The 16,649-nt window shown below is 71.7% G+C and carries 24 protein-coding genes and 1 pseudogene; 14 read left to right on the top strand and 11 right to left on the bottom strand.

Annotation, left to right across the window (positions count from 1 at the left end; translation table 11 throughout):
- Positions 1–30: 30 nt before the first annotated feature.
- Positions 31–576, bottom strand: coding sequence for a DUF4402 domain-containing protein (locus LRS04_RS10550; RefSeq protein WP_257816325.1), 546 nt, complete (start codon positions 574–576; stop codon positions 31–33).
- A gap of 309 nt (positions 577–885) precedes the next feature.
- Here LRS04_RS10550 and LRS04_RS10555 point away from each other — a divergent pair, with 309 nt between their 5' ends.
- Both LRS04_RS10555 and LRS04_RS10560 read left to right on the top strand, forming a co-directional pair.
- On the top strand, positions 886–1,593 hold the full coding sequence (locus tag LRS04_RS10555; protein WP_257816326.1) for a HupE/UreJ family protein: 708 nt from the start codon (positions 886–888) through the stop codon (positions 1,591–1,593).
- Positions 1,593–2,246 carry a hypothetical protein gene (locus LRS04_RS10560; protein ID WP_257816327.1) on the top strand — a complete coding sequence of 218 codons (654 nt, stop codon included), beginning with the start codon at positions 1,593–1,595 and terminating at the stop codon, positions 2,244–2,246. Before LRS04_RS10555 ends, LRS04_RS10560 begins: the two co-directional genes overlap by 1 nt.
- Here LRS04_RS10560 and LRS04_RS26790 read toward each other — a convergent pair.
- The 4 genes and pseudogenes from LRS04_RS26790 to LRS04_RS10575 form a co-directional block, all read right to left on the bottom strand.
- Positions 2,243–2,938: an amidohydrolase family protein gene (locus LRS04_RS26790; RefSeq protein WP_308238323.1), complete on the bottom strand. Its 696-nt coding sequence runs from the start codon at positions 2,936–2,938 to the stop codon at positions 2,243–2,245. The genes LRS04_RS10560 and LRS04_RS26790 overlap by 4 nt on opposite strands.
- A 61-nt stretch (positions 2,939–2,999) precedes the next feature.
- Positions 3,000–3,911: pseudogene (locus LRS04_RS26795) on the bottom strand (amidohydrolase); the annotation flags it as partial.
- 35 nt (positions 3,912–3,946) lie between these two features.
- Positions 3,947–4,729: a CAP domain-containing protein gene (locus LRS04_RS10570; protein WP_257816328.1), complete on the bottom strand. Its 783-nt coding sequence runs from the start codon at positions 4,727–4,729 to the stop codon at positions 3,947–3,949.
- Positions 4,726–5,208 carry a hypothetical protein gene (locus LRS04_RS10575; RefSeq protein WP_257816329.1) on the bottom strand — a complete coding sequence of 161 codons (483 nt, stop codon included), beginning with the start codon at positions 5,206–5,208 and terminating at the stop codon, positions 4,726–4,728. Before LRS04_RS10575 ends, LRS04_RS10570 begins: the two co-directional genes overlap by 4 nt.
- A gap of 168 nt (positions 5,209–5,376) precedes the next feature.
- On the opposite strand from LRS04_RS10575, the gene LRS04_RS10585 reads away from it, so the two are divergent.
- Positions 5,377–6,273 carry a type I secretion C-terminal target domain-containing protein gene (locus LRS04_RS10585; RefSeq protein WP_308238115.1) on the top strand — a complete coding sequence of 299 codons (897 nt, stop codon included), beginning with the start codon at positions 5,377–5,379 and terminating at the stop codon, positions 6,271–6,273.
- A gap of 10 nt (positions 6,274–6,283) precedes the next feature.
- Here LRS04_RS10585 and LRS04_RS10590 read toward each other — a convergent pair whose 3' ends face one another.
- The 3 genes from LRS04_RS10590 to LRS04_RS10600 form a co-directional block, all read right to left on the bottom strand.
- Positions 6,284–6,571, bottom strand: coding sequence for a hypothetical protein (locus LRS04_RS10590; RefSeq protein WP_257816330.1), 288 nt, complete (start codon positions 6,569–6,571; stop codon positions 6,284–6,286).
- 135 nt (positions 6,572–6,706) lie between these two features.
- The gene (locus LRS04_RS10595; protein ID WP_257816332.1) at positions 6,707–6,895 is read right to left on the bottom strand and encodes a hypothetical protein; all 189 of its coding nucleotides are present in this window, start codon (positions 6,893–6,895) and stop codon (positions 6,707–6,709) included.
- 108 nt (positions 6,896–7,003) lie between these two features.
- On the bottom strand, positions 7,004–7,144 hold the full coding sequence (locus tag LRS04_RS10600) for a hypothetical protein (RefSeq protein WP_257816333.1): 141 nt from the start codon (positions 7,142–7,144) through the stop codon (positions 7,004–7,006).
- Between the two features lie 201 nt (positions 7,145–7,345).
- Between LRS04_RS10600 and LRS04_RS10605 the strand changes: the two genes are divergently transcribed.
- Together LRS04_RS10605 and LRS04_RS10610 are read left to right on the top strand one after the other, a co-directional pair.
- Entirely contained in the window at positions 7,346–7,591 is a 246-nt protein-coding gene (locus LRS04_RS10605) for a hypothetical protein (protein ID WP_257816334.1), read from the top strand.
- 110 nt (positions 7,592–7,701) lie between these two features.
- Positions 7,702–7,917, top strand: a complete 216-nt coding sequence (locus tag LRS04_RS10610) for a hypothetical protein (protein ID WP_257816335.1) — start codon at positions 7,702–7,704, stop codon at positions 7,915–7,917.
- Between the two features lie 307 nt (positions 7,918–8,224).
- Here the strand turns inward: LRS04_RS10610 and LRS04_RS10615 are convergent, their stop codons facing one another.
- Positions 8,225–8,593 (bottom strand): hypothetical protein, encoded by a 369-nt coding sequence (locus LRS04_RS10615; protein WP_257816336.1) that lies wholly within the window; start codon positions 8,591–8,593, stop codon positions 8,225–8,227.
- Positions 8,594–8,895: 302 nt separating this feature from the next.
- On the opposite strand from LRS04_RS10615, the gene LRS04_RS10620 reads away from it, so the two are divergent.
- The 3 genes from LRS04_RS10620 to LRS04_RS10630 all read left to right on the top strand — a co-directional run bounded on the left by LRS04_RS10620 (position 8,896) and on the right by LRS04_RS10630 (position 11,523).
- On the top strand, positions 8,896–10,032 hold the full coding sequence (locus tag LRS04_RS10620) for an NAD-dependent epimerase/dehydratase family protein (protein WP_257816337.1): 1,137 nt from the start codon (positions 8,896–8,898) through the stop codon (positions 10,030–10,032).
- Between the two features lie 56 nt (positions 10,033–10,088).
- On the top strand, positions 10,089–10,865 hold the full coding sequence (locus LRS04_RS10625) for a polysaccharide deacetylase family protein (protein ID WP_257816338.1): 777 nt from the start codon (positions 10,089–10,091) through the stop codon (positions 10,863–10,865).
- A 100-nt stretch (positions 10,866–10,965) separates the two neighbouring features.
- Positions 10,966–11,523: an acyloxyacyl hydrolase gene (locus tag LRS04_RS10630; protein WP_257816339.1), complete on the top strand. Its 558-nt coding sequence runs from the start codon at positions 10,966–10,968 to the stop codon at positions 11,521–11,523.
- Here the strand turns inward: LRS04_RS10630 and LRS04_RS10635 are convergent.
- Positions 11,520–11,888, bottom strand: a complete 369-nt coding sequence (locus LRS04_RS10635; protein WP_257816340.1) for a DUF1622 domain-containing protein — start codon at positions 11,886–11,888, stop codon at positions 11,520–11,522. The genes LRS04_RS10630 and LRS04_RS10635 overlap by 4 nt on opposite strands.
- 127 nt (positions 11,889–12,015) lie before the next feature.
- Between LRS04_RS10635 and LRS04_RS10640 the strand changes: the two genes are divergently transcribed.
- From LRS04_RS10640 to LRS04_RS10665, 6 genes are all read left to right on the top strand, one after another.
- On the top strand, positions 12,016–12,678 hold the full coding sequence (locus LRS04_RS10640; protein WP_257816341.1) for a glutathione S-transferase family protein: 663 nt from the start codon (positions 12,016–12,018) through the stop codon (positions 12,676–12,678).
- Between the two features lie 97 nt (positions 12,679–12,775).
- A complete protein-coding gene (locus tag LRS04_RS10645; protein WP_257816342.1) occupies positions 12,776–13,450 on the top strand; it encodes a nitroreductase in 675 nt (224 codons plus the stop codon).
- A 122-nt stretch (positions 13,451–13,572) separates the two neighbouring features.
- Positions 13,573–13,791 (top strand): hypothetical protein, encoded by a 219-nt coding sequence (locus LRS04_RS10650; protein WP_257816343.1) that lies wholly within the window; start codon positions 13,573–13,575, stop codon positions 13,789–13,791.
- A gap of 56 nt (positions 13,792–13,847) precedes the next feature.
- Positions 13,848–14,039 (top strand): hypothetical protein, encoded by a 192-nt coding sequence (locus tag LRS04_RS10655; RefSeq protein ID WP_257816344.1) that lies wholly within the window; start codon positions 13,848–13,850, stop codon positions 14,037–14,039.
- Positions 14,040–14,172: 133 nt separating this feature from the next.
- The gene (locus LRS04_RS10660; RefSeq protein WP_257816345.1) at positions 14,173–15,219 is read left to right on the top strand and encodes a helix-turn-helix domain-containing protein; all 1,047 of its coding nucleotides are present in this window, start codon (positions 14,173–14,175) and stop codon (positions 15,217–15,219) included.
- 375 nt (positions 15,220–15,594) lie between these two features.
- The gene (locus LRS04_RS10665; protein WP_257816346.1) at positions 15,595–16,020 is read left to right on the top strand and encodes a CPBP family intramembrane glutamic endopeptidase; all 426 of its coding nucleotides are present in this window, start codon (positions 15,595–15,597) and stop codon (positions 16,018–16,020) included.
- Between the two features lie 13 nt (positions 16,021–16,033).
- On the opposite strand, the gene LRS04_RS10670 is transcribed toward LRS04_RS10665, so the two are convergent.
- A complete protein-coding gene (locus tag LRS04_RS10670; RefSeq protein ID WP_257816347.1) occupies positions 16,034–16,426 on the bottom strand; it encodes a VOC family protein in 393 nt (130 codons plus the stop codon).
- Between the last annotated feature and the right edge of the window lie 223 nt (positions 16,427–16,649).

Raw genomic sequence — 16,649 nt, forward strand, 5'->3', positions numbered from 1 at the left:
GGGCTTCGAAGTCCGTCGCGGGCGGTCGGCCTAGTTGTAGGAGACGACCACGTTGAAGGTGCCCGAGTAGGCGCCCGACTGGGTGTTGTTGGCCACAGGGATCGAGCCGCCGACGCCGAAGTTCAGGTTGCCCGTGTTGCCGAGCGAGCTGGACAGCGTCTGCGGGTTGGTCACCGACAGCGCGAGCGTGACCAGGATCGTCTCCGAGCCGCCGGTGCGCGTCATGGAGAAGTTGGCCGGGATGTTGATGTTGAAGGTCTGGCCGCCTTCGCCGGTGACCGTGTAGGTCGCGCGGCCGGCCGTCGCGTTCGGGCCGTTGGTCAGCAGCGCCACGCCGCCGGTGGAGGTCCGCTGGCCGTCGCTGGAGGCGATGGAGACGGTGCCGGAGCCCGAGATCGGGCGCACGACGGTGCCGAAGGACAGATCGGAGTTCTTGGCGAGCTGGATGGGCTGGAAGATGGTCGCGGTCGAGGTGGTCGTCTGGGTCGACGAGGCCTGGGCCAGGGCGCCGGTGGCTGCGGCCGACAGCGCCAGGGCGCCGGCGGCGCTGATGGCCAGTTTGCGAAGGCTCTTCATCTCGTTCCCGCGGTCTTTCTTGTCCGGCTACGCTTACAACGCGGCATGGCCGAGGACGGATGCCCGATTCTGACTGGCGAACGTGCCAGAACAGAACATTGATCGGTCCAGCCAATACCCTTGCACCTGAGCCGTTGCAACACTGGCGCCGTTGCTTGCGCCCTTTCGGCGCACATAGTTCTCGTAAACTGCAACCGAAGACTGAAGCCCCCGGAATATCTTCAACTCTAGGGTAGATTTAGCCACCATCTATGGTTGATGGCGCTCGCGTCGTTGACTGCTGCTCGGGACGCTGGGAGCTATCTGACCATGCCCACGCCGGTCCGGTTCATCATGCGTCTGGCGCCGGCGGCCCTGCTGCTCGCGCTCGCCGCCGGCCCTGTCCTGGCGCACGGCGTGGCGGACAAGGATGCGACCTTCATCGCCGCCAATCCGGGGCCGCAGGTCGTCCCCTTCCTGTACCTGGGCGCCAAGCACATGGTCACCGGCTACGACCACCTGCTGTTCCTGGCCGGGGTGATCTTCTTCCTGCGCCGCCTGCGCGACGTGGCGCTCTATGCGACGCTGTTCAGCCTGGGACACTCGGTGACCCTGCTTTCCGGCGTGCTGGCGCGCGTACACGTCGACCCGTTCCTGGTCGACGCGGTGATCGGGCTGTCGGTGGTCTGGAAGGCGTTCGACAACCTCGGCGGATTCCCTGCGATCATGGGCCGCCAGCCGGACAACCGGATCGTGGTTGCGGGGTTCGGCCTGGTCCACGGCTTCGGCCTGGCCACCAAGCTGCAGGACCTCCGGCTGTCCGCCGACGGCCTGGTGGGCAACATCCTGGCCTTCAACCTCGGCGTGGAGATCGGCCAGCTCCTGGCGCTTTCGGTGCTGGTGCTGGTGTTTGCGGCCTGGCGCGCGACACCCGCCTTCCGCCGCACGGCGGTGGCGGCGAACCTGCTGCTGATGACCGCCGGCTTCGTGCTGACGGGCCAGCAGCTCGCCGGCTTCGCCTTCCAGGGAGGCCGCTGATGGCCCACGACCCGCACCCGCTCCACCTCTCCCGCCGGCAGGCGATCGCCGCGACCCTCGGCGCCGCGGCCGTGGCCCTGGCGATCCTCGTCGTGGCGGTGATCCCGGCGGAGTTCGGACGCGATCCCACGGGTCTCGGCCAGGCGACGGGCCTGTCGAGGCTCTGGGCGCCGCGCGAGGTCCGCATGGCGGCCATGGGCGACGTCCCGCTGGCCCGCGAGTACCCCCAGGGCTTCCGCACCGACACGATCGAGATCCCGCTGAAGGCGGTCTCCGGCGACCCGGCCGACTTCCAGATCGAATACAAGGTGCGCATGCGGAAGGACGCCACCCTGATCTACGAGTGGCAGGTCGAAGGCGCGCAGCATTCCGACGACCTGTACTTCGACTTCCACGGCCACACCCTGGCCGCCCAGGGCCGGGAGGTGACCGTCGCCACCTATCGCCAGGCGAACGGCCAGGCCATGCGCGGCGCGCTCACCGCCCCCTTCGACGGCATCCAGGGCTGGTTCTTCCAGAGCGGGTCGCTCACCCCGGTTGTGGTCCGGCTGAAGCTCGCCGGCTTCTACGACCTCGTCCCGCCCGGCGAGCCGGGCAACGAAGGCCGGGTGATCGCCAACGTGCCGGCCGCCCAGGCCCGGCCGGGCTTCTAGGGCCTGGCGAACACCACCTGGCCGTCCACGACCGTCAGCACGGCGTGGCCCTTGGGGATCTCCGCTTCCGGGGCGGTCATCAGGTCGACGGAGAAGGCCGAAAGGTCGGCGCGCTTGCCGACCTTCAGGGTGCCGAGCTCGTCCTCGGCGAAGCGGGCGAAGGCCGGGGCGGCGGTGAACAGCTTCAGCGCCTCGGCGCGGGAGAGCGCCTCCTCGGCGTGCCAGTTCGGGGCAGAGAAGCCCTTCAGGTCCTTGCGCGCCACGGCGGCGTAGAACTCGATCAGCGGATCGCCCCGCTCCACCGGCGCGTCCGAGCCGCCGACGACCACGGCGCCGGACTTCAGCAGGCTCTTCCAGGCATAGGCGCCGTGCAGGCGATCGTCGCCCAGCCGGGCGGGGGCGAAATGGAAGTCGCCGATCGCATGGCTGGGCTGCATGGAGGCGATCACCGCGTCCTGCGCGAAGCGCGGGATGTCGGCCGGCCGGACGATCTGGGCGTGCTCGACGCGCCAGCGCGGGTCGCGCAGCCGGACATTGGGCGGCACGTTGCGGAACGCCTCTTCGAAGAGGTCGAGGACGGTGGCGTTCCCCCTGTCGCCGATGGCGTGCATCGAGACCTGGATGCCGCTGTCGCGGGCCTTCGCCAGGATCGGTTTCGCCGCCTCCGGCTGGGTGACATAGGTCCCGGTGATGTGCGGGGCGTCGGCGTAGGGGGGCGAACAGCACCGCGCCGCGCGAGCCCAGCGCGCCGTCCATGTAGAGCTTCACCGCCCGGGTGGTGATCCGCCCGTCCGGGCTCTGGCGCGGCCCGCCTTCGAAGAGGGGGCCGGCCTGGCCGGCGTCGACGGCGTTATAGACCCTGAGCGGAGCCTCGCCCCTGGCGGCCATCCCCTCGAGCAGGGCGACGTCGGGCCAGGCGACGCTCATGGAATGGACCCCCGTCCATCCGTAGGCGGTCTCCACCTTGAAGGCGGCGCGGAAGGCGGCGAGCCGGTCTGCCTCCGTCGGCGCCGTCGCGAGCTTGCGGACCAGGCCCATGGCGTTGTCGACCAGCACGCCCGTCAGCCTGCCGTCGGGCCCTTTCAGGATCTGTCCGCCGGCCGGGACCGGCGTCGTCTCGTCGATCCCCGCGGCCTTCAAGGCGGCGCTGTTGGCGACCAGGGCGTGGCCGTCGGCGCGGACCAGGATCACCGGCAGGCCGCCGGAGACCGGATCGATGTCGCCGCGTTCCAGGAAGCGGCCCTCGGGCCAGCCGGTCTCGATCCAGCCGCGGCCCTGGACGAGGCCCGTGGGCCTGCGCTCGGCGATGTAGGCCTTCACCCGTCCCGCGGCTTCCGCCGCCGACGCCGCGCCTTCGAGGTTGAGCGTCAGCTCGCGCTCGCCGATGCCGCGCAGGTGCGCGTGGGCGTCGGTGAAGCCGGGGAACAGCGCCGCGCCCTTCAGGTCGACGACGCGCGTCTTCGGACCGACCCGGCCCTGCGCGCCGGCGCGGTCGCCGACGTAGGCGATCCTGCCGCCCGAGATGGCGACCGCCTCCGCCTGCGGCTGGGCGTCCTCGCCGGTGTAGACGGGCCCGCCCCAGATCACGAGGTCGGCGGGCTGGGCGGCGGCGGCGGCGCCGGCGATCAGCGAGGCGGCGGCGAGGGCGGAGATCGGAAGTCGCATGCCGCAGCTAGAGCAGCCGTCCGTCGGCTGCGCAACTAGCTGGGCTCGCCCCAGATGAAGATCGGGCCGTAGAGCGAAGTGTAGGCGCGGCCGTCCAGCCGCCGGTCGATCCGGAGGCGATAGACGCCGGGACCCGCGCGCCCGCTCACCCGGCGGCCCGGACGCGCCTGGTCCTCCAGCCAGAACCCGATGTAGGGCGCCGTAAGCTCCGCGACCACGCCGGCGATCGTCTCCGGGCTGGCGACGCGGAAGGGCAGGGCGTTCGTGAGCTCGCCGTCGGGCCGGGCGTAGAGGCCGACGGCATAGGTCCGCTCGCCGCGCCGTACGACGCCGAAGCCTGTATGGCTGTGCCGGGGGCGCAGCAGGTTCGTCCAGTGGGACGCGCTGCGTCGCCACTGGCCCATCAGGTCGGCCGCGGAATGGGGCGTGTCGCCCCGGTGGTAGGCGATGTTCTCCGACGGCGTGCAGAGCAGCCGCCGCGCCACCAGCCCCAGCCGGTCGGTGGGGTCGAAGCCCTCCGGCGACAGGTGCTCCACATAGGCCCGCTGGGCGAGGTCCGCCGCATGGGCCCGGGCGGCCTGCGCCAGCTCGTCGTGCCAGGCGAGCGCCATGGCCCCGGCCGTCCGCCGCGCCGTGTTGGTCAGGGTCAGCAGTTCGCGCGCCGTCCCGTCGTCGAACCGGCCGCCGCCGGCGTCGCCGAGGCGCTCGCGCAGCCGGGCCGCATAGGCGATCCAGGCCTGGGCCGTGCGCGCCGGCGCGGCCGCCCCCACAGCGAGCCCGAGGCCGCCGGCCAGGACGAGGCGCCGGCTCGGCGTCACGGCTGCTTCCAGAGGGAGTTCGCCGGGCGCGGGATGTATCGCGCGTGACAGGCGAAGCAGGCGTCATAGATCTGGCCGCCGGTCTCGAACACCTTGTCCGGGTCCTTCGCCTGGGCCGCCGCCATTCCGGCCGCCCCGGCCTCGGCGAGCTGGCGCGAATAGCGCGCGAAGGCGTCCTGGTCGCGGGCCCGGCCCTGCATCATCAGCAGATTGCCGCTCTCCTGGACCACGGCCGCGGCGTCGACCATCTCGGCCCAGGCCGCGTCGGAGGTGGGCGTCCGCTCCTCCACGCCGTCCTCGGTGGAGACCGAGCCCGAGCCCTTCCAGAACCGCTCCGCCGCAGGATTGACGATGTGGCGCATGACGTCCCTGACGCTCAGCATCGGCCCGGACAGCCCGGCGGCCGGGGCCGGCTGGGCGAGCGCGGGCGCGGCCAGGATGAGGGCGGCGAGCGTGGCCGGCAGGGCGGGTCGGGACATGGGCGCTCCGGGGACGGACGGGTCCTCACCTTAACGTGACGGCGCGAGGCGCAAAGGGGGCGCGGAGCCTCGCCAGGCCAAAACCCAACGATTCCCTACGGTTGAGCTGGAACGGCTTGGCGGGGCCGGTGTTTTGGCGCCCGGCTGAAGGATTCGAAGGAGAGGCAAGTGGCTGTCGTGACCTCAAGCAAGTACGGCGATGTCCTGGTCGGCGGCGCAGGCGCCGATACAGTGTATGCGGGCCGCGGTCCCGACACGATGACTGGCGGCGCAGGCGCCGATGTCTTCGTCTTCAAGTCCACGCCCTGGAGTGCGGGCCACATCACCGACTTCAAGGTGAACACCGACAAGCTGGACCTTTCGGCCCTGCTCAAGGGCTCCAACTACATGGGCTCCGACCCGGTGCGCGACGGCTTCCTGCGCTTCGAGGCGGACGGCGCGGGCGGCACGCGGGTGCTCTACGACGCCGACGGCGCCCGGGGCGCAGCGGGCTTCAACACGGTCGTCACCCTGGACGGCGTGAACGCCGTCGGGCTGAAGACCTCGACCCTGCTCTTGTCCAACTGGAAGCCGGGCCTCTTCGAGGCCATCGGCAACTGGCTCGACAGCGGCGACTACGGCCTCGGCACGGCCGTGGGCAACTTCGTCAACAACCTCACCGGCGCCTTCATGCGCGGCAAGACCCTGGTCTCGGACACCTATGGCGACCGGCTGACCGGCGGCATCGGCGACGACACCCTGGTCGCCGGGCAGGGGCCCGACACCCTGACCGGCGGGCTGGGCGACGACGCCTTCGTGTTCCGCAATCCGCCGTGGGCGCCCGGACACATCACCGACTTCCGTCCGGGCTCTGACAACCTCGACGTCTCCGCCCTCCTCGACCAGGTCGGCTACGCAGGCTCGAACCCGATCGCAGACGGCCTGCTGCGGCTCGAGGCCGACGGGCGCGGCGGCGCCAATGTGATGTTCGATCCCGACGGCGCGGGCCCGGCCTCGGCCTGGACGCTGACCACCCTGGACGGCGTGGCGCCCGCCCGGCTCACGGCGGGGGATTGGATCTTCTGAGGACGGAGGATCAGGTCGCCGCGCCGGTCCGCGCGGCGGCCTTCGCCCGGTCGGCCGCGGCGGTCAGGTCGTCGTGCTCCTCGAGCGCCTCGACCACCAGGGCCAGCCTTGGCGACATGCCGCGGCCCTCGAGCTGGGTGAACATGCCCCTGAGCTGGCCGTCGAGCCGGGCCCTCCGCTTCGCCTCGCGCGCCGCACGGGCCTTCGACCAGGCCACCACGCCCAGGCCGGCCGCCAACGGCCAGGCGACGGCGGCGGCGACTGCGGCGATCTGGAGCGGGGACGCAAAGCTGCTCATGGCGGGCGCCTTTCGAGGGGCTTCCAATCAAGCGTAGGCAAGGAAGCTCGACAACTACAATTGCCAAGTCTGCGCCAAAGTTCCGCCGCGGTTGTGACCGGCGTCACGCCTTGCGGGCGGGTCGGCGGCGGGCTTTCAGTGGGCGCCGTCCGAGAGGCTGTGCTCGTAGACGGCCTGGGCCATGCCGCGCACGGTCTTGGCGGCGGTGTTCAGCGCCGTCTGGCCGATCAGGCTGATCGCGGCAGCCTGCAGGGCATCGATCTCCGCGGCGATCCGCGTGAGCTGCTGGTAGACGTCGAGGTCGGAGAGTGTGCGCTCGCTCATGCCGTCCATCCGTCGCACACCCTCACAGAGTCGTCACGCCCGAACGGCGCCGCTTTCCGGAGCCGCGACGCCGTGCCACCGTCGGCGGACGCCTGCCGGCGCCGACCTTCAGCCGCGGTCGAGGGCGGAACGACGGGGCAGGGGCCGCGGCGGCGGCCCGCCCAGTCCCCGGCGGCTGCGCTCGGACGCGATCACCGCCCGTCCCAGCGCCTGGGCCAACCGCTCCAGCTTGTCATTGGAAGCTTGCATGGGCCGCGTAACGCCGATCCCCGGGGTTCGATCCCGCGTTTTTGACGGCCATGCTCGAACCCGGGATTGAGGCCATGTGTCAGCAGTCGGGCGTGGGGTCTTCGCGGTCCCGCCGGAGCCGAAACCTGACACCGGTTACCCGTCCGAGGCGACCCCGGCCGGCTGGAACCGCGCGGCCCGCGGCCGGGTTCGATCAGCATCATGTCCGGTTCGAAGGAACAACAGGTCCGCGCCGCCGCCTTCTTCATGCAGCGCGCCCAGGAGGCCATCGACCAGGCCGAGCGGGCCGGCTCCGAGGCCGTCGGCGAAGCCTTCTACAAGGAGGCCGAGACCTGGCTCTACATGGCCGCCAAGAGCCTCAAGCCCGAGACCGCGAAGCCGCCGCCGATGCGTCCGCCGGTCGCCCGCGTGGGGCCGGAAAGGCGCTCGTTCGGCTCCGAGGACTGAAGATTCTCGGGGCGGTTTCCGGCGTCCACCCATGGTTGAGCATAGTGCTTCCGGTTCGCCTTGGCTGATGGTAAAGATTCCCTTGCAGCGGTCCGCAAGGGGGCGTCCCGTTGCAGGCGAAGATGCACGTGCTGAACCAGAGCCAGTCCTCGGGATCGCCGGCCGACCGCGCCGGGCGCTACCTGCGCATCGCCGACCAGGTTCGTGATCTTGCCTGGCGAGCCGATGGCGCGGACGTCAAGGAAGCCTATCTCGACCTCGCCATGCAGTGGGTATTCCTCGCCGACGAAGCCCGCCGCGAGCGCCGCGCCGCCAACGACCACTGAGCGCGCGCCGCGGATCCCGGCCCCGTCCACCGGGTCGGCTGAAACCCCTCATCTGATCACTGTGAAGCTTCGGTGACGACCGTCACAGCCGCCCGGCCGTGGCGGGTGCAAAACAAGGTCCTCTCGCAACGGGCGCTCCCCCGCCCCGATCTCAAAGGACCTCAGACCATGAAAAAGCGTAACAACACCGTCTTCAACACCATCGCCAACATGGTGATGGCGGCGATCATCCCGGTCGCCGCGGGCTTCGCGGCGATCTCGCAGGTGACGCTCGTCTGATCGGCGGTCCGGCTGGGCTCGACTGGGCTCAGCTCAACGGCAGCCAGGGGCCCGGCCGGCAGAGCCGCACGGACTTCACCGCCATGTCCACGCTGCCGAACTCGAGCGCGATGCGCCGCGCATCTTCGCAGCGGCCCTCCAGGATGGCGTCGCCCAGCCGGCGGCGCCAATCCGGGGCCGCGGGATCGCCGGCCCCCTGCTGCGACAGCGGCCGGACCGTCCTGGGCGGCGCCGGCCGTTCGCGTTTCGCGGGCCTGGCCTGGGCCTTGGCGTCCTTCGCCGCGGGCTGGCCGCAGCTTCCGAAGCCCCGGCAGTCATAGCCGCTGGAACCCTGCGCAACCGCCTCCGAGGCGGCCAGGGTGAGCGTCAGGACGGCGGAGGCGAGCAGGACGCGCATTCGAAGATCATGTTCTCCAAAGCGCAGCCTAGGCGAGGTCGCAGTCACTGAACAGCGTAATTAGAGGCATCTGCGACTTGACCCGAACCGTCGGCAGCCGGAACGGCCATCCGATTAGGCCGGGCCCGTTCCCGCCCTTGCAACGCCCTGGCGTCGGACCCCGGTCGGGGGCCTTTTTCGTGCGCGCGCCCGCCAAAATCCGCACAGGGCCGGCGTACGCCGGACTGGCGAAGCCGCAGCCGTCCGGCCATGCTCCGGCCAGCAAAAGGACGTTCGAACGTCCGCAGGGACACACAGGAAAAATGACCACCCGTCGTCGCATGATGCAGGTTTCGGCCGCCGCCGCCGGCCTCACCCTCGCGGGACCCGCCGCCCACGCCCAGGCGCCTGCCCGCAAGCTCAACATCCTGATTCTCGGCGGCACCGGCTTCACCGGCCCGCATCAGGTCCGCTACGCCGTCGCCCGGGGCCACAAGGTCACCGTGTTCAACCGCGGGCGGCGCCAGGCCGACCTTCCGGACGGCGTCGAGCACCTGTCCGGCGACCGCAACACCGGCGACCTGAAGTCCCTCGAAGGCCGCACCTGGGACGTGTGCATCGACAACCCCACGACCCTGCCGTTCTGGGTCCGCGACGCCGGCGCGGTGCTGAAGGGCAAGGTGAAGCAGTACATCTTCATCTCCACGCTCTCGGCCTACGCCTCCAACGACGTGGCCGGCACGGACGAGACCGCGCCGCTCGCGGTCTACAAGGGCGCCGACGCCATGGCCGAGACGCAGGAGAAGCTGCGCGCCGACATGAGCCTCTACGGCCCGCTGAAGGCGACCTCCGAGGCGGAGGCCAGGAAGATCTTCGGCGCGTCCAATGTCGCGATCATCCGGCCGGGCCTGATCGTCGGCCCCGGCGACGAGACCGACCGCTTCACCTACTGGCCGGTGCGCCTGGCGCGCGGCAGCGAGGTGGCGGCGCCGGGCGACGGCCGCGACGTGGTCCAGTACATCGACGCCCGCGACCTCGCCGAATGGACCATCCGGATGGCCGAGACGGGCCGGAGCGGCGATTACAACGCCATCGGTCCGGCCGCGCCGATGCCGATGCGCGACTTCCTGGCCGGCGTCGCCCGCGGCGTGAAGGCCGAGCCGAAGCTCACCTGGATCCCGGCGCCGTTCCTCGAGGAGCAGAAGATCAGCGCCTGGATGGACATGCCCGTCTGGGTGCCGGGCGACGGGGAGAGCAAGGGCTTCCACACCCGCTCCACCGCCCGGGCCCGCGCCGCCGGCCTGACCTACCGCCCGCTGCCGGCCACGGCCGCCGACACGCTCGCCTGGTTCCGGACCCAGCCCGCCGAACGGCAGGCCAAGCTCCGCGCCGGTCTCACGCCCGAGAAGGAGCAGGCCCTGCTCGCCGCCTGGAAGGCGAAGGCTGCGGCCGGCGGCTAGACTTCGCTGGCGGCGCGCGCCATTCGTGCGCCGCCAGTCCGAGGGAGCCTCCGCCTGTGACCGCCGAGCCCGAACCCGTGAAGTCAGCGCGACGCCGCAGCCCGCCGCTGTGGCTGATCCTCCTGGCGCTCGTCGCCATCGTCGCGGGCGGCCTCTGGCAGATCAGCAACCTGCGCTGCTTCGCCCTGCTGGGCCCGCTGATGTGCAAGGTGGAGACGACGCGGCCCGAGGTGGCGCTCACTTTCGACGACGGGCCCACCGCACGGGGCCTGGACGCCGTCCTGCCGGTGCTGCGCGCCAGCGGTGTGCGGGCCACCTTCTTCATCATCGGCCAGGAGGCCGAGGCGAGGCCCGAACTCGTGAAGCGCCTGGTCGACGCCGGCCACGAGGTCGCCAACCATTCCTGGAGCCACCAGCGCATGGTCCTGCGGTCCCAGGGCTTCTACGAGCGCGAGCTCTCCGACACCGAGACCCTGCTGGACCAGTTCCGCGAGCGCGAGGTGGTCGGCGGCTGGTTCCGGCCGCCCTACGGCAAGAAGCTGCCCGGCCTGGCGCTCGCCGCCCAGCGCGAGGGCCTCACCATGGTCACCTGGGACGTGGAGGAGCCCTCCGCCACGGACCCGGCGGAATACGCCCGGGAGATCGTCGAGCAGGCGAAGCCCGGCTCGATCATCCTCATGCATGTAATGTACGACGCCAACGGCACGGCGCGGGCGGCCCTGCCGCTGGTCCTGCAGGGGCTCGCCGCCAAGGGGCTGGCGGTGACCACCGTCGGCCGGCTCGCCGACAACGCCCGCGCCGAAAAGGAGGCCGAGGCGGAGCGCGAGCGGTAGGGGGGCATTCCCCCACCCGTCCTCAGGCCCTCCCCGGATGGGGCCGCCCGCCGGCCCGTGGAACCTTCGCGCCCACGCGACGTGGACGGAGGAGATCGGCATGGCGGCTAGAGCGCGCGCACTTCTCTTCGCCGCCTGGCTGCCCGCGACCGTCCCGGCTCATGCCCATGAGCTGCGCCTCGGCGGCGGCTACGCCCCGCACGGGCCGGAGAAGGGCGCCTCGCTTGTCCTCGACTATGTCGGGCCCGGCCTCGCGGGGCTCAAGGCCCTCGGCGGGCCCAGGGCCTATCTCGGGACCCAGATCAGCCTCGACGGCTACACCAACTACGCGCAGGGCGGCCTCCTTTGGCGATGGGAGGCGCGGCGGACCTACCTCGACCTCGGGGCCGGCGTCGCCATTCATGATGGCAAGCTCGACCTGCCCCCGCCGACGGCCGGCCTCTCCGACGCCGAGAACGACCGCCGCCGGGCGGTCCGCGACGACCGCATCGCCTTCGACACCCGCTGGCAGTTCCACGCCACCTTCGCGGTGGGTTGGCGGCTCAATGACCGCTGGGCGATCGAGATCGAGGGCCAGCACTGGAGCAACGGCCAGCTCGGCAGCCAGACACACGACGGCGCCGACAGCCTGGGCCTCCGGGCGGCCTACCGCTTCTAGACCCTCGCTACGCCGCCGCCCGACGGGGCCTCCGCCTCGAGGACCTCCAGATCCCGTTCGAGGAAATAGTTCAGCGCGGTCCAGATCGCGGCGATGGCGGCGAGTTGCCCGATCTCCTGCCAGGTGGGCGCGATGGCGGTCCTGACGATGTCGGCGGCGAGCGCGAACTCCAGCGACAGCACGATCCAGGAGCCGAAGGTGCGGAAGATGCCCCGCCGCGCGCCCCGCTGGCCGATGCGGTTGGTCGCCACCGCGATGACCACGCGGACGAAGGCGGCGATCCCGCCCACGGCGATGCAGAGGATGCAGGCCAGGTCCGCGGCGGCGGCGACCGGCGCTGCGATCTGGCGCAGGACCTGTTCCATGGCGGCCGAGAGTGCGGAGGCGGCCGGCCAGGGACGATCCGGTCGAAACCCCATCGGAGCCTGTGGGCGGCCCTAGCCCGCGGCCGGGCGCACGGCCATAGTCCTGCGCCGCAGAAGGAGCCGCGCCATGGCCGACCTGGTCCTTACCACCTTCGACTGGGCGCCCGAGCCGCCGCGCGGCTTCGTGCGCGACCTGCGGATCCGCTGGGCGCTGGAGGAGGCGGGGCTGGCCTACCGGGTCGAAGGCGTGCCGTTCGAGGGCCGCGGGCCCGACCACTTCGCCCACCAGCCGTTCGGCCAGGTCCCGTGGCTCACCGACGGCGACCTCTCGATCTTCGAGAGCGGCGCGATCCTCCTGCACCTGGGCGAGAAGAGCCCGGCGCTGATGCCGGCCGATCCGAAGGGCCGGGCCGAGACCACGGAGTGGCTGTTCGCGGCGCTCGCCTCCGTCGAGGCGGCGAGCCAGCCCTGGTCCTTCTTCCAGTTCTCGGGCCAGGCCGGGCAGGGGGAGATGTGGCCGTTCTTCGAGGGCTTCCTGAAGCAGCACCGGCTGGCGCACATGGAGCCGATCCTCGCCGCCCGCGAATGGCTGGTCGGGCCGTTCACCGTCGCCGACATCCTGATGGCCGACGTGCTGCGGCTGGTGGACCGCTTCGGCGGCCTGGCCGACTACCCGGCCGCCAAGGCCTACGTCGAATGCGCGGTCGCCCGGCCGGCCTTCCGCAAGGCCCATGCCGACCAGCTCGCCCACTTCGCCGCCGCGGACAGGGTCCGCGCCGCGAAGGGCTGAACCGCGCCCGGCCGCCAGGCGCCCCATCGCCCGGACGCTGCGTCAGCTCCGGACCCGTGTAGGCTCACGCCGCCACGCACCACCAATGGACCCATCCATGAAGTTCGACGACGTCATCCTCGGCCGCCGCAGCATCCGCGGCTACAAGCCCGATCCGGTCCCCCGCGAGCTGATCGAGGAGATCATCGGCCTGGCCATGCGGGCGCCGTCGTCGATGAACACCCAGCCATGGAATTTCTACGTCATCTCCGGCGAGCCGCTGGACCGCATCCGCGCCGGCAACACCGAGCGCAACCTCGCCGGCGTGCCCCACAGCCGCGAGTTCCGCACCGGCGAGGCCTTCGCCGGCGTCCACCGAGAGCGGCAGATCGGCGTCGCCAAGCAGCTCTTCGCCGCCATGGGCATCGCCCGCGAGGACACCGCCATGCGCCAGGATTGGGTGCTGCGCGGCTTCCGCCAGTTCGACGCCCCCGTCTGCGTGATCATCACCTACGACAAGGTGCTGGCCGGCAGCGACGACACCGCCTTCGACTGCGGCGCGGTGGCGACGGCGCTGGTCAACGCCGCCTGGTCGCGCGGCCTGGGCGCGGTGATCAACAGCCAGGGCATCATGCAGTCGCCGGTGGTGCGCGAGCACGCCGGCATCGCCGACGACCAGGTGATCATGAAGAGCATCGCGCTGGGCTGGCCCGACGAGACCTTCCCGGCCAACGCGGTGGTCTCCGAGCGCAAGACGGTCGAGGAGGCGACAACCTTCGTCGGCTTCGACTAAAAGCCGGGAATGGCGAAGAGCAAGGCGAGCGAAGAGTTCGACATCCAGGTGGGCGGCGAGCCCTATGTCTGGCGGCTGCAGCGTCGGCCCCAGTGGTCGCACGATCCCAGGAGCGGCGCGGCATGGCGATCGGCGTCCGCCACCAGGAAGGCCAGCGCGAGGCTGTCCTGGAGTTCCCGCCGGCCACCCAGCCGCCCCGGTTCAACGCGCCCCAGCTCAAGCCCCAGCAGATCGACACCAAGCTCGTGGCCAGGGCCATCGGCTCGGCCGTCGCCGCCGGCTGGGAGCCGCTGTCCCGCGGAAAGACCGTGGTGATCGTCGTCGACGAGACGGGCGGCTAGCCCCCGATCGGGCCATGCGAGGTGGCGCCGACGGCCCGGACGCCCTACATCGGGCGATGAAAACTTTTCGAGCCTATCTCCAGGATGCCTCCGGCGCGCTGACCTGGGCCGCCTGGATCGAAGCCGCCAACGGCGACGAGGCGCTCCGCCGGGCCCTCGTGCTGAGCCCCGGCCAGGACCCCACCGTGGAGCTCTGGTCCGCCACGGAACGCAAGCTCGACGCATCCGCCACCCTCGATCCGGTCTGATCGCCGGCCGCCCGCGCCGGATCGGCCCGGGCCGATAGGTCCTGGGCGGCGGCTGGGGCGGGAGAGGGTTAGGCTGAGGGCGGACGCGCTTCGCCCATTGTGACGCCCCGCGGTCCGCCGCTACGCTCCCGCTATGCCCCTCGACCTGCTCGACGTCATCGTCCGCGTGGCCGGCGCGACGCTCCTGCTGGTCGCCGCCGCGACGGCGCGCGGCCGCATGGCCGGCGCGCGGGGCTGGTTCATCCCGCTGGCCGTCTGCCTCTGCGGGTTCCTGGCGGGGAACACGCCGAACCCGGGTCTCCAGCTCGGCGGGCCGCTCGGCTCGGTCGCGGTGATCCTGGCCGGCTACGCCGCGGCCTTCCTCTGGTGGTTCTGCCTGGCGGTGTTCGACGCGAGCTTCCGGCCGCGCGGCGCGGTGCTGGCGGCGGGGGCCGCCTGGATCGTCATCGCCAGCGCCGACCGCGGCCTGTTCGGGCCGGCGCTGGAAGAGGCCGGGCTCTCCTGGGCGCTGGTGGCCCTGGGGCTCGGCATGTGCGCCCACCTCGCCTGGCGCCTGCTCCGCGACCGCGAGGGCGACCTGGTCGACGCCCGCCGCCGGGTCCGCCATGCGGTGGTGCTCGTGCTCGGCGGCCAGCTCCTCGCCGACCTCCTGATCGACCTTGTCCTCGGCATGGACTGGCAGCCGCAGGCCTTCTCCATCGCCCAGAACGCCGGCCTGCTCGCCTTCACGATCTGGCTGCTCAGCCTGACGCCGCGGACGGCCGCGGCCGATGCGCCGGCCACGGTCGCTGCGGCCGCCGACCCGGCGCTGGCCCGCCTCCGGACGCTCATCGAGGGCGAGCGCCTGCATCTCGACCCGGACCTCACCTTCGCCGACTTCGTGCGCGCCATGGGCGCGCCCGAGAAGGCCGTCCGTCGGCTGATCAACCGTGAGCTCGGCCACGACCATTTCCGCACCTTCCTGAACACCCACCGGGTGGCCGAGGCCAGGCGGCTGCTCGCCGATCCCGCCCGCCGCGACGACAAGTTGATCGCGGTCGCCTTCGACGCGGGCTTCGCGTCCCTGCCGTCGTTCAACCGCGCCTTCCGCGAGATCGACGGCCGCACCCCCAGCGCCTACCGCGCCGCCGCCCTGGCGGGGCAGGCCGCCGCCCCGCGCACGGCGGACGCCGTCTTCTGAGCAACGCTTCGCCGGGTTCTGAGAAGAGCCTGGGCCGCCGGACGCCCTAGGTCTCGCCGCCTCACAACGGCGGAGGCCAGCTCTTGAACGGCGTCATCGGAATTCTCGGGGTCCTGGCGATCCTGCTCATCGCAGGTGGCGCGGTCGCCCTTCTCCAGCGCGGGCAGGTCTCGTTCGGCTGGCTGGCGGTCGCCGCCGGCCTGGTGCTGCTCAACGACGCCCTGCTCACCAACCTCTACGGCCTGATCCCGCTCGTGTGGCCGGATGGCGACTGGAACTGGCAGGGCAAGGTCCTGGCGCTCGCCGCCACACTCGCCGTCGCGTCCCTGCCGGCCTTCGGCTGGCGGGCCTCCGGGCTCACGCTCCGCCAGGGAGATGAGCGGCTTCGCCCCGGTCCTGGTGGTGGCGGGTCTCTACGTCGCCGTCTTCCTCGCCCTGGCGCTCGCCTTCCCCAACGAGCCGGCCTCGGCCGAGACCGTCGCCTTCCAGCTGACCATGCCCGGCCTGGAGGAGGAGCCCTTCTACCGCGGCGTCCTCCTGCTCGCCCTGATGCGCGCCTTCACCGGCCGCAAGCGCATCCGGGGCGTGGACTGGGGCTGGGGCGCGATCCTGTCGTGCGGCCTCTTCGGCCTGGCGCATGCCTTCGGCTACGGCAAGGCCGGCTTCAGCTTCGATCCGCTGATATTCGCGCTGACCGCCGGCCCGTCGCTGATCGCGGCGTGGCTGGCGCTCCGCACCCGCAGCGTCCTGATCCCCGTCGCGCTGCACAACTTCGGCAACGCGATCATGCTGCTCGTGTAGAGCGCGCCGGTCCTCACCCCGGGCGGTAGATGGCGCAGAGCTTGTTGCCGTCCGGATCGCGGACATAGGCCAGGTGCATGGGGCCCATGGCGCCGTTGCGCAGGCCGGGCGGGTCCTCGATGGACTGGCCGCCCTGGGCGACCGCCGCGTCGTGGAAGGCCTTCACCTGCTCGGCGCTGTCGCACTTGAAGCCGATGGTGCCGCCGTTGGCGTGGGTGGCGGCCTCGCCGTCGATCGGCTCGGAGACGCAGAAGGTCGAGCCGGCGTGGCGATAGAACAGCCGCGTGACGCCGGCGTCGGTGGTGTTGCTGATCGGCTCGCCGGCCCCCAGCACGCCCAGCACCGAATTGTAGAAGCGCTTCGAGCGCTCCAGGTCGTTCGACCCGACCATCACGTGACTGAGCATGCTGTCTCCCCATTTTCCGGCCGTCGCTGCGCGCGGTCCCTGGGCGGATACTGGCCGCTCATGCGCCGGACTTCCACCCCGCTGACAGCGCGGAAGCGGTCGCGGCGCGCCGGATTTCCTTGGCCTCGCCCAACCGGCGCGCTATCTGTCGGGCAGATATCGGGTCGCCGTCGGCGACCGGGCTGGCGCTCTTGCGGGCGAACCCAGTCAGGCGTTCGTCGAT

Origin of the sequence: Phenylobacterium sp. J367, assembly GCF_024699985.1 — a bacterium.
Classification (GTDB): domain Bacteria; phylum Pseudomonadota; class Alphaproteobacteria; order Caulobacterales; family Caulobacteraceae; genus Phenylobacterium.